Below are 12,044 nucleotides of genomic sequence, written 5' to 3' on the forward strand. Positions count from 1 at the left end.
GAGATTCTTAGCGAGGACAGCGTTCCTTCGCGCCCCCCTCTGTCCTGCCGGACATCTCCCCCACGAGGGGGGAGATCGGGTGTCACCCACGCGTTCGCCTCACTCCAACGTTGCCAAGGAAGAGCCAGCAATGAAGCTGCCAATCTCCCCCCTTGAGGGGGAGATGGCCGGCAGGCCAGAGGGGGGTGGCTTGGCGCAAACATCCGACGAGGCTTGAGCCCTACTTGCTCATCGCCGCAAGCCACTCATCGACCCAGGCCTTGCGGTTGGCCGCGACGTCTTCCGGGCTGAACAGCAAGGTCTTGGTCGGCTTGACCAGCTTGTCGAACGCCGGGTTGAGCGGCTTGTCGGTTTTGCCGGCCGGGAACATCCAGTTGGTTTCGGGAATGACATCCTGGAATTTCGGTCCGGTCATGAAGGCGATGAACTTTTCCGCCAGCGGGTTCTTCGCACCCTCGGTGGTGATCCCCGCGACCTCGATCTGCAGATATTCGCCCTCCTCGAAGGACGCCGCCTGGTAGCGCTCGGTGTTTTCGGCGACCATGTGGTAGGCCGGCGAGGTGGTGTAGGACAGCACCATCGGCGCCTCGCCCTTGGTGAACAGGCCGTAGGCCTCGCTCCAGCCCGGCGTTACCGTCAGCACCTTCGCCTTGAGTTTGGCCCAGGCTTCCGGCGCCTTGTCGCCATAGACCGACTTGACCCACAGCAGCAGGCCAAGGCCCGGCGTCGAGGTGCGCGGATCCTGGATGACGATCTTCTCTCCGGCATCGCCCTCGACCAATTCCCTGAGGCTCTTCGGCGGGCTCTTCAGTTTTTCGGTGTCGTAGACGACGGCGAAATAGCCATAGTCGAACGGCACGAAAATATCGTCGCTCCAGCCGCCCGGCACATTGACGCCCGAGACGGCGCCGTGCGGCGAAAACAGGCCGGTTGCCTTGGCGTCGGCGGTTAAGTTGGTATCGAGGCCAAGTACGATATCGGCCTTGGTCGCGGCGCCTTCCAGCTTCACACGGTTGAGCAGCGCCACGCCGTCGGCGACCGAGACGAATTCGACGACGCAACTGCATTCGGCCTCGAAGGCCTTCTTCACTGCCGGTCCCGGACCCCAATCGGCGGTGAAGCTTTCATAGGTATAGACCGTCAGTCTATCCTGTGCCGATGCCTGCCCCGGCAGGGCGAGCGCGGATGCCGCAAGCAGGACAATTGAGACAAGAGAGTGGAAAAAACTGCGCATCGGCGCCTCCTTCGTTCGCGTTGAAAGGAATTGAGGCGTCGGGCTGTCCGAAACGTCTAATCCCTCCGCCGGTACAAACCGGATCAGGTTCAGCGGGTTGGCAGTCTTGCCTCTCAGCCGGTCCGCGAAGATCGCGTCCGGCACCCCGTTAGAGCGTTGCGACACATAGGCCCGGCCGAAGTGCTGCGCAAGCGGAAGTTTGCCGGGCATCCAAAGCCCAGCCTTCCGTTTCGTCTGCCGTTTCATCTTCCGTTTCCGGGGCAGGGCTGGTAAGGGCCACGAGATATGAGCACATTCACCATCCTGCTTGGCGGCGATCTCATCCGCACACCGCTGCTCGACCGCCAGGTCGAAGGCTCGCGCGTCATCGCCGCCGACGCCGGCATCGGTCATGCCCGCATGCTGGGCCTGAGGCCGGAACTCTGGGTCGGCGATTTCGATTCGGTGCCTGCCGATTTGCCGGAAGATCTGGCCGCCGTGCCACGGCAGGTATTTCCCGCTGAAAAGGACAAGACCGACGGTGAACTCGCTATCGCCGCCGCGCTCGAACGCGGTGCGACAAGCCTTGTGCTCGCAGGCGCCTTCGGCGGCAAACGCACCGACCACATCTTCCTGCATCTGGCGCTGAGCGTCCGGCTGGCGGAAGGCGGAACGGAAGTGCTTTTGACCAGCGGCGCACAGGAAGGCATTCCTTTGCTGCCTGGAAAGACTGGCTTCGACTATGCCGACGGCACGCTGTTTTCGGTGCTCGGCTTCTCGGATCTCGCCGGCCTGACAGTCACCGGCGCCAAATGGCCGCTCGACCATGTCGAGGTTGCGTTCGGCTCGTCGCTGACCATTTCCAACGAGGTCAGGGGCCGGCTGGAAATCGCGCTGGCCAGCGGCCGGGCGCTGCTGCTCGCGCATCCCTACCCTCTTCCGGAAAGCTGAGCCCAGAAAGCTGATATGGCGCCGCCGCTTCTCAATCTCGACGGGATAAAGCTGACCTTTGGCGGCACGCCGTTGCTCGACGGTGCCGCCCTGACGGCCTCGGCTGGCGACAAGATCGCCCTGGTCGGCCGCAACGGCTCTGGTAAGTCGACGCTCCTCAAGATCGCCGCCGGGCTAATCGAACCGCAGGATGGCGAAGTCTTCCGCCAGCCCTCGGCAACCGTGCGCTACTTGCAGCAAATGCCCGACATGGACGGTTTTGCGACCGTCCGCGCCTATGTCGAGGCGGGGCTCGGGCCCGCCGACGATCCCTACCGCGCCACCTATCTGATGGAGCATCTCGGCCTGACCGGCGAGGAACGGCCGAACGACCTTTCCGGCGGCGAGGCGCGGCGCGCCGCCCTCGCCCGCGTCATGGCGCCGGAGCCCGACATTCTCCTCCTCGATGAGCCGACCAATCATCTTGACCTTTCGGTCATCGAATGGCTGGAGGAGGAGCTTGCCCGCACCTCCTCGGCACTGGTCGTCATCTCGCATGACCGCCGTTTTCTCGAGCGCGTGTCACGCGCCACAATCTGGCTCGACCGCGGCCAGACCCGCCGTCTCGACAAGGGCTTTGGCTATTTCGAGGAATGGCGCGACACGGTGCTGGAGGAGGAAGAGCGCGAGCAGCACAAGCTCGGTCGCCAGATCGTGCGCGAGGAGCACTGGCTGCGCTATGGCGTGACAGCGCGGCGCAAGCGCAACATGCGCCGGCTCGGTGAGTTGCAGACCATGCGCCAGCGCTTTCGTGGTCATCGCGGCGCCGAGGGTGCGGCGACGATGACAGCCAGCGACGCCGCCGAATCCGGCAAGCTGGTGATCGAAGCCAAGAACATCGAGAAGACCTTTGGCGATCTGACCGTGGTCAAGGGATTCTCGACCCGAATCCAGCGCGGCGATCGCGTCGGTCTGGTCGGGCCGAACGGCGCCGGCAAGACGACGCTGTTGAAGATGCTGACCGGCGAATTGAAGCCGGACGCGGGCACGGTGCGGCTCGGCACAAATCTGGAGATCGCCACGCTCGACCAGAAGCGCGAAGCCGTCGACCCGCAGGAGACATTGGCGCAGTATCTCACCGACGGGCGCGGCGAGAACCTCGTCATCAATGGCGAGCAGCGCCACGTCGTCTCTTACATGAAAGACTTCCTGTTCAAGCCGGAACAGGCGCGCACGCCGGTGCGCGAGCTTTCGGGCGGCGAGCGGGCGCGGCTGATCCTCGCCCGCGTTTTGGCGCGGCCGGCAAACCTGCTTGTGCTCGACGAGCCGACCAACGACCTCGACATGGAGACGCTGGAGCTGCTGCAGGAATTGGTCGCCGGCTTTGCCGGCACGGTGATCCTGGTCAGCCACGATCGCGATTTCCTCGACCGCACCGTGACCAGCATCATCGCGCCGGATGGTGACGGCCGCTGGATCGAATATGCCGGCGGCTATTCCGACATGCTGGCGCAGCGCGGCGGCACCAGACTGGACGACCGCAAGGCGCGACCAAAGGCCGAGACGGGCGACGCGACGGCGGCAAGCAGGAACGAAGCGGCCGCACCGAAGGGCCCGGCCAAGAAACTGTCGTTCAAGCAGAAATTCGCGCTGGAATCGCTGCCCAAGAAGATCGAGGCGGTGTCGGCCTCGATCTCGCGGCTGGAGAACAACATCGCCGATCCGGCCTATTACGAGCGCGATCCGGCCTCGTTCCAGAAGACGATTGCCGCGCTCGACAAGGAGCGCGTCACACTGGCAGCGCTCGAGGAGGAATGGCTGGAACTGGAAATGCTGCGCGAGGAGATGGAGGGGTAATTCGCGAGTTCAAGCACCTTGTCATTGCGACTAGAGAGGAATGCGCATATGTTATGCGCATACTGTGGAGGTGATCATGCGCAAGATAGCTGTGAATGCGGTTCGCCAGCCGGCAAATCTGTCGATCGACTCAAAGCTCATGAAGGAAGCCAAGGGGCTCGATGTGAATGTCTCGCGCGCCGCTGAAGCCGGCATCGCCGAGGCCGTGGCCGCCGAAAAGACGCGGCTGTGGAAGCTTGAGAACCGCGCGACGATAGATGCGTGGAACGAATATGTCGAAAAACACGGTATTCCGCTGGCAGAACATCGGCAATTCTGATGGCGCGCTACGACGTCTTCGCGGGTAGCATCGAAGGCGGCTATCTCCTCGACGTCCAGGCCGATCTGCTAGACCATTTCAAGACCCGGGTGGTCGTCCCGCTTCTGCCGGCTGCGATGGCGCCATCACCAATGCGAAAGCTCCATCCGATTTTCGAGATCAATGGTCGGAAATTGGTCATGGCCACCCATTTGATCGCCACGGTTGCGGCGACGGAACTGGGCGAGAGCCGACTGAATCTGACGAGGCATCACGACGAGATCGTGGCCGCGCTCGATATGCTGTTCCAGGGCTTCTGAACTGCTGGGGAGCTTCGGGGTGGCGGACCGTCTTCACCCCGCCGTCTTAGTCTGCCAGGCCTTCAGCGCCTCGTCGAACACCTTCTCGCCTGGAATGCCCTTTTCCATGGTGAGCAGCGCCCGCCGCCCGGTCTTGTAGACGACCGGCACGTCGATCCAGTCCTGACCTCTGAGCAAGGTCAGATTGGCGTCTTCATCCGCCTTGGTATCGTTGAGCGCAACCAGGAAGAAACCGTCGGCGATCTTGGCCGGGATGCCGATCAGCGGGCTTCCGGCATCCTGCTCGGAGCCCTTCATGGCGACACGCAGGATGTTGTCGACGCCGCCGCCCTCGAAGCCGTCAGGCGTCAGGAAGATCATCTCGATAATATGGCTGGCCGGCAGCGTCTGGTCGGTGTTGCGACGGATCGTCATGCGCAACTGGATATCCTTGCCTGGAATGGTCGCCTCGGCGCGGATCGCCGGCTCGGGCGGCAGGTCGCCGCCGGGCGATTCCTGCACCAGCGACCAGACGATATTGCCGGGCTCGGCCGAGCCTTGAGCGGTGCTGGTGCGCTCCTCATAGAAGATCGCCTTCTGGCCGACGGCCAACGTGGCTTGCGGCGGAACTGCCGTTGGTGCCGCTGCCGGTGCTGGCGGCGGGGCGGCCGCTGCAGGCGCTGCTGCCCCGTTGGCGGGCGGCGTTGCGGGAGTTGGTGCAGCGGACCCATCGACTGCTGGAGCATTGGCCGTGGCTTGCGTGTCGGCGGGTGCGGCCGGAGCCGGCGCGGCCGGTGCCGGGGTGGTCGGTGCCGGGGTGGTCGGCGCTTGTGCGGCCGATGGCGGCGTGGTCAGTGCGGCGACGGATTCGCCTTCGCCGATGCCCGCCTGCCCGGCCGCGGGGCCGGGATCGACTTCGTGGCCCTCGGGCGTCAGGCGCTGCGTGAACTTCGCGCCCTCGCCGGAATCCGTCGGAGGCGCGGCGGCCGGTACGGCCGCATCGGCCACCGGCTTGGCCGGGGCTGGTTTTACCAGCGGTTCGGTGGCGACGGCTGTGGTCGAGTCGAGGCCGAGCATGCTGCCGAACGCATCCTTGTTCAGCCAGATGCCATAGCCACCACCGGCAATGACGAGCAAGGCAATGGCGGCGGCGATCACACCGCCATAGCTGCGCCTGCGCTCCGCAGGATAGAGCCGCTGGAACCTGTCCTCCGCGGGGCCGCCGTCGTTGGAAAAGTCGTCGCCCGGAAAAACGCCGTCTTGGCCGTCAGCCGTCGGAAGTTCCATATCGGACGGCGGCGGACCAGCGCGCTCCTGAGAAAGAGCGACGGGCTGCGGCTTTTGCCAGTTCGGCGCCGCCTTGGCGGGCGTGGGCTGCCAGGCCGGCCCGGTCTTTGCCGGCTGCCATGCCGGCTCCGTCTTTGCTGGCTGTCGGATATGGCTGGACTGGTTCTTGTTGCGGTCGATGGAGGAGAAGATGTCCTCCAGTTCCGCCAGCGGGTCGGGTGGCGGCGCAGGCTTGGCATAGTCCCGCTCGACTTTGGCGATGGCGTCTTCCAGTGCACGCATCTGCCGGTCGACATCGGAAGGCGTCATCGTGGCCTTCTCTGCGAGTTGTTTCGCGATTGACGAACGGGCCCTGTCATAGACCCTGGCGCGCACTTCCGCCGACGGCTCACCGAGTTTATCGAGCGCCTTTTTCAGAATAGGAACAAAATCTACCATACGTCAGTCGACCTGCATTTGTTTCTGGGCCGGCCCCCGCAAATCAGCCGCAATGCCCGGAAAGGCTGAGAAACTAGTCTTGAAACGGATCGGTCACAAGTATCGTGTCGTCCCGTTCAGGGCTGGTGGAAAGGAGTGCGACCGGCGCGCCGATCAGCTCCTCGATGTAGCGGACGTACTTCACCGCCTGGGCCGGCAGGTCGTTCCAGCTGCGCGCACCGGCGGTGGTGCCTTTCCACCCCTCCAGCGTCTCGTAGACCGGTTCGACGCGGGCCTGCGCACCCTGGCTGGCCGGCAGGTAATCGATCGCCTCGCCGTCGAGTCGGTAGCCGGTACAGACCTTGATCTCGTCCAGCCCATCGAGCACATCGAGCTTGGTCAGCGCAATGCCCTTGATGCCGTTGACGGCGACGGCCTGGCGGACCAGCACGGCATCGAACCAGCCGCAGCGGCGCTTGCGGCCGGTGACGACGCCGAATTCATGGCCGCGCGTGCCCAGGAACTCGCCGATCTCGTTCTTCTGTTCGGTTGGAAACGGGCCTTCGCCGACGCGCGTCGTATAGGCCTTGGTGATGCCGAGTACATAACCGATGGCGCCCGGCCCGACACCCGACCCGGCGGCGGCCTGGCCGGCAACCGTATTGGACGAGGTGACGAACGGATAGGTGCCGTGGTCGATGTCAAGCAACGTCCCTTGCGCGCCCTCGAACAGGATGCGCTCGCCGGCGCGGCGCTTGTCGTCGAGGATTTTCCAGACGCGGTCCATATAGGGCAGGATCTCGTCGGCCACCGAGATCAGCTCGCTCATGATCGCCTCGTGCGTGACCTCGGCATGGCCGAGCCCGCGCCGCAGCGCATTGTGGTGCGTCAGCAGCCTGTCGACCTTCAAGGGCAGCGTTTCCAAATCCGCCAAATCCATCACCCTGACCGCGCGCCGGCCCACCTTGTCTTCATAGGCGGGACCGATGCCGCGACGGGTCGTGCCGATCTTCGTTCCGGAATTGGAAGCGGCGTCCTCGCGAAATCCGTCCAGCTCCCGGTGCAAGGACAGGATAAGCGCGGTGTTTTCGGCTATTTTCAGGCGGTCTGGCGTCACCTCGACGCCCTGCGCCTTCAATTTCGCAACCTCCGCGACGAAAGCGTGCGGATCGAAGACGACGCCATTGCCGATGATGGACAGCTTGCCTTGCCGCACCACGCCGGACGGCAGCAGCGACAGCTTGTAGACCTTGCCGTCGACGACCAGCGTGTGGCCGGCATTGTGGCCGCCCTGGAAGCGCACGACAACATCGGCGCGCTCCGACAGCCAGTCTACGATCTTGCCTTTGCCCTCATCGCCCCATTGCGAGCCGACGACCACCACATTGGCCATATTTCTTTTCCCTTGAGACGCCGCACGAGCAGCTTGAAACAGTTCGAAACGACAGGCCTCTATCGCATCGGCCCCCAAAATCGGAATCGATTTTCGGAAAGCACGACGCGAGGATTAAAGCCTTCCGACGCGTACTTTGTAGCGTCCAATTGCACGCACGTCGTTCTATAGCGTCAAGACCCGGCGAGTGCGACCACTCTTTGCCGCCGAAAACGCTCCGAGGCACAACAATTTTCGCCTTTGACATCATTTACTTGGGCTGGCGGTCGCAATAGGCCCACACCGACCGTCAAATTCCCTCTGCCTGGCCGGGAGTTCACGATGCATCGAGCCGCCTATCTGTTCCTGCTGTTTACCACCTTGCTGTGGGGCGGCAACTCCGTGGCGGGAAAGCTGGCGGTCGGTCATATCTCGCCGATGACGCTGGTCTTCCTGCGTTGGCTGCTGGCGGTTCTGATTCTGCTGCCGATCGGCTGGGGAACGCTACGCCAAGACTGGCCGGTGGTGCGCAGGCACTGGTTGCTGCTTGGCGGGCTCGGCGCTTGCGGCTTCGCCTTTTTCAATGCGATCTTCTACACGGCGCTCAACTACACCACGGCGATCAACGTCTCGATCGAGCAGGCGGCGATACCGATCGTGATCATCATCGCCAATTTCGTGCTGTTTCGCCTGCGGGTGAACCGGGTGCAGATCGCTGGCGTCGTGCTGACCATCATTGGCGTCGCGGTGACGGCGAGCCATGGCGACCTGCGCCAGCTTCTCAAGCTGGATCTCAACTTTGGCGACGCGATCATGCTGGTCGCCGTGCTTTGCTACTCCTTCTATTCGGTGGGGTTGCGGCTGAAGCCGGTCATCCGCTGGCAGAGCCTGATGCTGGCGCTGTCGGTTGCCGCACTCGTCACATCGCTGCCTTTCTTCCTGTGGGAGATTGCCGCCGGCAAAGTCATCGTCCCCGATGCCCGCGGCTGGGCGGTCGCGTTCTATACCGCCATCGGTGCTTCGGTCATCTCGCAGATCTTCTATATCAGGGGCAATGAGCTGATCGGCGCCAACCGCGCCGGCCTGTTCATCAATCTGGTGCCGATCTTCGGCACGCTGCTATCGGTGCTGATTGTCGGCGAGACATTCCAGCTCTATCAGGCGCTGGCTCTCGCGCTGGTGCTCGGTGGCATCAGCCTCGCCGAATACAGCGGACGGAAGATGGCGGCATCCGCTGCTGAATGAAGTCGCTTGCCGCGACGTTCCACCGCCCCGCGTGCTGCTGCACACGGGGCGACCGAATTTCAGGCTATCCCAACATCGAAATGCAGCCGCTTGGCAGAGTCGATCGACTTGTGCGAGCGCACCTGCGCCAACACGTTTTCCGGGAATGGCGCATCGAGATAGAGCAATGCGATGGCATCACCGCCCGGCCGGTTGCGGCCGAGCTGGAAATTGGCGATGTTGACGCCGTTCTCGCCGCACACCGTGCCGAGCAGACCGATGATGCCGGGCGCGTCGGCATTGGTCGTGTAGAGCATGTGCTGGCCAACCTCGGCGTCGAGATTGATGCCCTTGATCTGGATGAAGCGCGGCTTGCCGTCCGAAAAACACGTGCCGGCGATCGAGCGCGTCCTGTGCTCGGTCTTGACCGTCAGCTTGATATAGCCGTCGAACACGCCCGACTTGTCGCGCTTGACCTCGGCGACGATGATGCCGCGCTCCTTCACCATGATCGGCGCCGACACCATGTTGACGTCGGAGACCTGCGGCCGGATCAGCCCGGCAAGAGTGGCGCTGATCAGCGCCCGCGTGTTCATCGTCGCGGTCGAGCCGTCGAACAGGATCTCGACCTCCTTGATCGGATCCTCGGTGACCTGGCCAACAAAGGCGCCGAGCACTTCAGCGAGCTTGACGAAAGGTTTCAGCCGCGGCGCTTCCTCGGCGGTGATCGATGGCATGTTGATGGCATTGGAAACGGCGCCCTTGATCAGATAGTCCGACATCTGCTCGGCGACCTGCAGCGCGACATTCTCCTGCGCCTCCATCGTCGAGGCCCCCAGATGCGGCGTTGCCACCACGTTCTCCATGCCGAACAGTGCGTTGCTCTCCGCCGGTTCGACCTCGAACACGTCGATGCCGGCGCCGGCCACCTTGCCGCTCTTCAGCGCCGCGATCAGGTCGGCCTCGACGATCAGCCCGCCACGGGCGCAGTTGATGATACGCACGCCGGTCTTCATCTTGGCGATCGCCGCGGCGTCGATGATGTTGCGCGTCTTGTCGGTAAGCGGCGTATGCAGCGTGATGAAGTCGGCGCGGGCGAACAGCTCGTCGAGCTCGACCTTTTCGACGCCGAGCTCCTCGGCGCGGCTGTCCGACAGGAATGGATCGAAGGCGATGACATGCATCTTCAGGCCGACGCCGCGCGTAGCGACGATCGAACCGATATTGCCGCAGCCGATGATGCCCAGCGTCTTGCCGGTGATCTCGACACCCATGAAGCGGTTCTTTTCCCATTTGCCGGCATGCGTCGAGGCGTTGGCCTCCGGTATCTGGCGGGCCAGCGCGAAGATCATGGCGACGGCATGCTCGGCGGTGGTGATCGAATTGCCGAAGGGCGTGTTCATCACGATGATGCCCTTGCGGCTCGCCGCCGGTATGTCGACATTGTCGACGCCGATGCCGGCGCGGCCCACGACCTTCAGCCTGGTCGCAGCATTGATCAGCTTCTCCGTGACCTTTGTCGCCGAGCGGATGGCCAGCCCATCATACTGGCCGATCACTTCGAGCAGTTTTTCCTTGTCCTTGCCGAGATCCGGCAAATAGTCGACCTCGATGCCGCGATCCCTGAAAATCTGCACGGCGGTGGTGGAAAGTTTGTCTGAGACGAGAACGCGGGGCATTGGCTTGGTCCTTTGCGATTGGCGTCCCTCCCCCTTGAGGGGAGGGTCGGCGCGAAGCGCCGGGGTGGGGTCGTTGCGGCCGGATGCGGCCAAATCTTTTTCTTTCTGGATGGCGGATCGTTGAACGGGTGGAGGCGACCCCACCCGGCCCTTCGGGCCACCCTCCCCTCGAGGGGGAGGGAGTCAGGCCGCCGCTTTGAGCGACGCCTTTTGCGCGGCAAAGGCCCAGTCGAGCCAGGGCAGCAACGCTTCGAGATCGGAGGTCTCGACTGTCGCGCCGCACCAGATGCGCAGGCCGGGCGGTGCATCGCGGTAGGCACCAATGTCGTAGGCGACGCCTTCCTTGTCGAGCGCCGAGACAATTGCCTTGGCGAACGCAGCCTGTCCATCGGCGTCGAGTGCAGCGACTTGCCGGTCGGTGAAGGAAAGGCAGACCGACGTGTTCGAACGCGTCGCCGGGTCTACGGCAAGATGGCCGAGCCAGGAAGATTTCCGGACAAAGCGATCGAGAACGGCGGCATTGGCATCCGCTCTGGTGACCAGCGCGTCGAGGCCGCCGATCGACTTCGCCCAACGCAGCGCGTCGAGATAGTCCTCGACGCACAGCATCGACGGCGTGTTGATAGTCTCGCCCTTGAAGATGCCTTCGATCAGCTTGCCGCCCGAGGTGAGGCGGAAGATTTTCGGCAACGGCCAGGCCGGCTTGTAGCTTTCCAGGCGTTCGACGGCGCGCGGGCTGAGGATCAGCATTCCGTGCGCGCCCTCACCGCCCAGCACCTTCTGCCAGGAGAAGGTGACGACGTCGAGCTTCCTGAAATCGAGCTGTTGCGCAAAGGCCGCCGAAGTCGCGTCGCAGATGGTCAGGCCCTTGCGGGTGGCCGGGATGAAATCGCCGTTCGGCACGCGCACACCCGACGTCGTGCCGTTCCAGGTGAAGACCACGTCGCGGTCGAAGTCGATTTCGGTCAGGTCGGGCAGTGCGCCGTAGTCCGCCTCTAACCTGCGCACATCGGCGAGCCTCAGCTGCTTGACCACATCGGTGACCCAGCCGGAGCCGAAGCTCTCCCAGGCCACCATGTCGACGCCGCGCTCGCCGAGCAGCGACCACAGCGCCATTTCGACCGCGCCGGTATCCGAGGCCGGCACGATGCCGATGCGGTAATCCGCCGGAACCTGGAGGATTTCCCGGGTCAGCTCGATCGCTTGTTCGAGCTTGGTCTTGCCGATCTTGGCACGGTGCGAGCGCCCGAGCGCGGCATTTTTGAGCGCCTCGACCGACCAGCCGGGGCGTTTTGCACAGGGACCTGAGGAAAAATTGGGATTTGCCGGACGGAATCCGGGCTTCGTATGCGTCGTCATCGTGGTCTATCCTTCCAGATAGTGGCCCCTCGTTGGGGAGGGGTGGCCCACGGACGGCGATATGCGTTCAGGCTTTCGGCGTCAAGGGGAAAGTTTTTGTCGCTGCCGG

Annotated in this window: 10 protein-coding genes and 1 riboswitch; of the genes, 5 read left to right on the plus strand and 5 right to left on the minus strand. The window is 63.7% G+C overall.

What is annotated here, in order from left to right; genetic code table 11:
* Nucleotides 1–220: 220 nt before the first annotated feature.
* Nucleotides 221–1,234 (minus strand): thiamine ABC transporter substrate binding subunit, encoded by a 1,014-nt coding sequence (thiB, locus tag NKH93_RS21770; RefSeq protein ID WP_352972002.1) that lies wholly within the window; start codon nucleotides 1,232–1,234, stop codon nucleotides 221–223.
* 43 nt (nucleotides 1,235–1,277) lie between these two features.
* Nucleotides 1,278–1,392: riboswitch (TPP riboswitch) on the minus strand.
* A gap of 127 nt (nucleotides 1,393–1,519) precedes the next feature.
* On the opposite strand from thiB, the gene NKH93_RS21775 reads away from it, so the two are divergent.
* The 4 genes from NKH93_RS21775 to NKH93_RS21790 all read left to right on the plus strand — a co-directional run bounded on the left by NKH93_RS21775 (nucleotide 1,520) and on the right by NKH93_RS21790 (nucleotide 4,618).
* Nucleotides 1,520–2,164, plus strand: coding sequence for a thiamine diphosphokinase (locus tag NKH93_RS21775; protein ID WP_352613415.1), 645 nt, complete (start codon nucleotides 1,520–1,522; stop codon nucleotides 2,162–2,164).
* Between the two features lie 15 nt (nucleotides 2,165–2,179).
* Nucleotides 2,180–4,000 (plus strand): ABC-F family ATP-binding cassette domain-containing protein, encoded by a 1,821-nt coding sequence (locus NKH93_RS21780; protein WP_352972006.1) that lies wholly within the window; start codon nucleotides 2,180–2,182, stop codon nucleotides 3,998–4,000.
* A gap of 76 nt (nucleotides 4,001–4,076) precedes the next feature.
* A complete protein-coding gene (locus NKH93_RS21785; protein WP_254816484.1) occupies nucleotides 4,077–4,319 on the plus strand; it encodes a type II toxin-antitoxin system CcdA family antitoxin in 243 nt (80 codons plus the stop codon).
* Nucleotides 4,319–4,618: a CcdB family protein gene (locus NKH93_RS21790; RefSeq protein WP_352450813.1), complete on the plus strand. Its 300-nt coding sequence runs from the start codon at nucleotides 4,319–4,321 to the stop codon at nucleotides 4,616–4,618. Before NKH93_RS21785 ends, NKH93_RS21790 begins: the two co-directional genes overlap by 1 nt.
* A gap of 33 nt (nucleotides 4,619–4,651) precedes the next feature.
* On the opposite strand, the gene NKH93_RS21795 is transcribed toward NKH93_RS21790, so the two are convergent.
* Together NKH93_RS21795 and NKH93_RS21800 are read right to left on the minus strand one after the other, a co-directional pair.
* On the minus strand, nucleotides 4,652–6,322 hold the full coding sequence (locus NKH93_RS21795; RefSeq protein ID WP_352972009.1) for a hypothetical protein: 1,671 nt from the start codon (nucleotides 6,320–6,322) through the stop codon (nucleotides 4,652–4,654).
* A gap of 73 nt (nucleotides 6,323–6,395) precedes the next feature.
* The gene (locus NKH93_RS21800; protein WP_023680654.1) at nucleotides 6,396–7,694 is read right to left on the minus strand and encodes an adenylosuccinate synthase; all 1,299 of its coding nucleotides are present in this window, start codon (nucleotides 7,692–7,694) and stop codon (nucleotides 6,396–6,398) included.
* A gap of 321 nt (nucleotides 7,695–8,015) precedes the next feature.
* Between NKH93_RS21800 and NKH93_RS21805 the strand changes: the two genes are divergently transcribed.
* The gene (locus NKH93_RS21805) at nucleotides 8,016–8,918 is read left to right on the plus strand and encodes a DMT family transporter (RefSeq protein ID WP_352454884.1); all 903 of its coding nucleotides are present in this window, start codon (nucleotides 8,016–8,018) and stop codon (nucleotides 8,916–8,918) included.
* 59 nt (nucleotides 8,919–8,977) lie between these two features.
* Here the strand turns inward: NKH93_RS21805 and serA are convergent, their stop codons facing one another.
* Both serA and NKH93_RS21815 read right to left on the minus strand, forming a co-directional pair.
* Complete coding sequence (gene serA, locus NKH93_RS21810) at nucleotides 8,978–10,576, minus strand: phosphoglycerate dehydrogenase (protein ID WP_352918478.1); 1,599 nt, start codon at nucleotides 10,574–10,576, stop codon at nucleotides 8,978–8,980.
* A gap of 183 nt (nucleotides 10,577–10,759) precedes the next feature.
* Nucleotides 10,760–11,935 (minus strand): phosphoserine transaminase, encoded by a 1,176-nt coding sequence (locus NKH93_RS21815; protein ID WP_352683368.1) that lies wholly within the window; start codon nucleotides 11,933–11,935, stop codon nucleotides 10,760–10,762.
* Nucleotides 11,936–12,044 lie beyond the last annotated feature (109 nt).

The organism is Mesorhizobium sp. M0954 (assembly GCF_040319155.1).
Lineage (GTDB): Bacteria > Pseudomonadota > Alphaproteobacteria > Rhizobiales > Rhizobiaceae > Mesorhizobium.

Bases quoted from the DNA above. Each gene is read 5' to 3' on its own strand.
- serA (WP_352918478.1), bottom strand. From the start codon at position 10,576: ATGCCCCGCGTTCTCGTCTCAGACAAACTTTCCACCACCGCCGTGCAG.
- NKH93_RS21800 (WP_023680654.1), bottom strand. From the start codon at position 7,694: ATGGCCAATGTGGTGGTCGTCGGCTCGCAATGGGGCGATGAGGGCAAA.
- NKH93_RS21780 (WP_352972006.1), top strand. From the start codon at position 2,180: ATGGCGCCGCCGCTTCTCAATCTCGACGGGATAAAGCTGACCTTTGGC.
- NKH93_RS21790 (WP_352450813.1), top strand. From the start codon at position 4,319: ATGGCGCGCTACGACGTCTTCGCGGGTAGCATCGAAGGCGGCTATCTC.
- NKH93_RS21775 (WP_352613415.1), top strand. From the start codon at position 1,520: ATGAGCACATTCACCATCCTGCTTGGCGGCGATCTCATCCGCACACCG.
- NKH93_RS21795 (WP_352972009.1), bottom strand. From the start codon at position 6,322: ATGGTAGATTTTGTTCCTATTCTGAAAAAGGCGCTCGATAAACTCGGT.
- NKH93_RS21785 (WP_254816484.1), top strand. From the start codon at position 4,077: ATGCGCAAGATAGCTGTGAATGCGGTTCGCCAGCCGGCAAATCTGTCG.
- NKH93_RS21805 (WP_352454884.1), top strand. From the start codon at position 8,016: ATGCATCGAGCCGCCTATCTGTTCCTGCTGTTTACCACCTTGCTGTGG.
- thiB (WP_352972002.1), bottom strand. From the start codon at position 1,234: ATGCGCAGTTTTTTCCACTCTCTTGTCTCAATTGTCCTGCTTGCGGCA.
- NKH93_RS21815 (WP_352683368.1), bottom strand. From the start codon at position 11,935: ATGACGACGCATACGAAGCCCGGATTCCGTCCGGCAAATCCCAATTTT.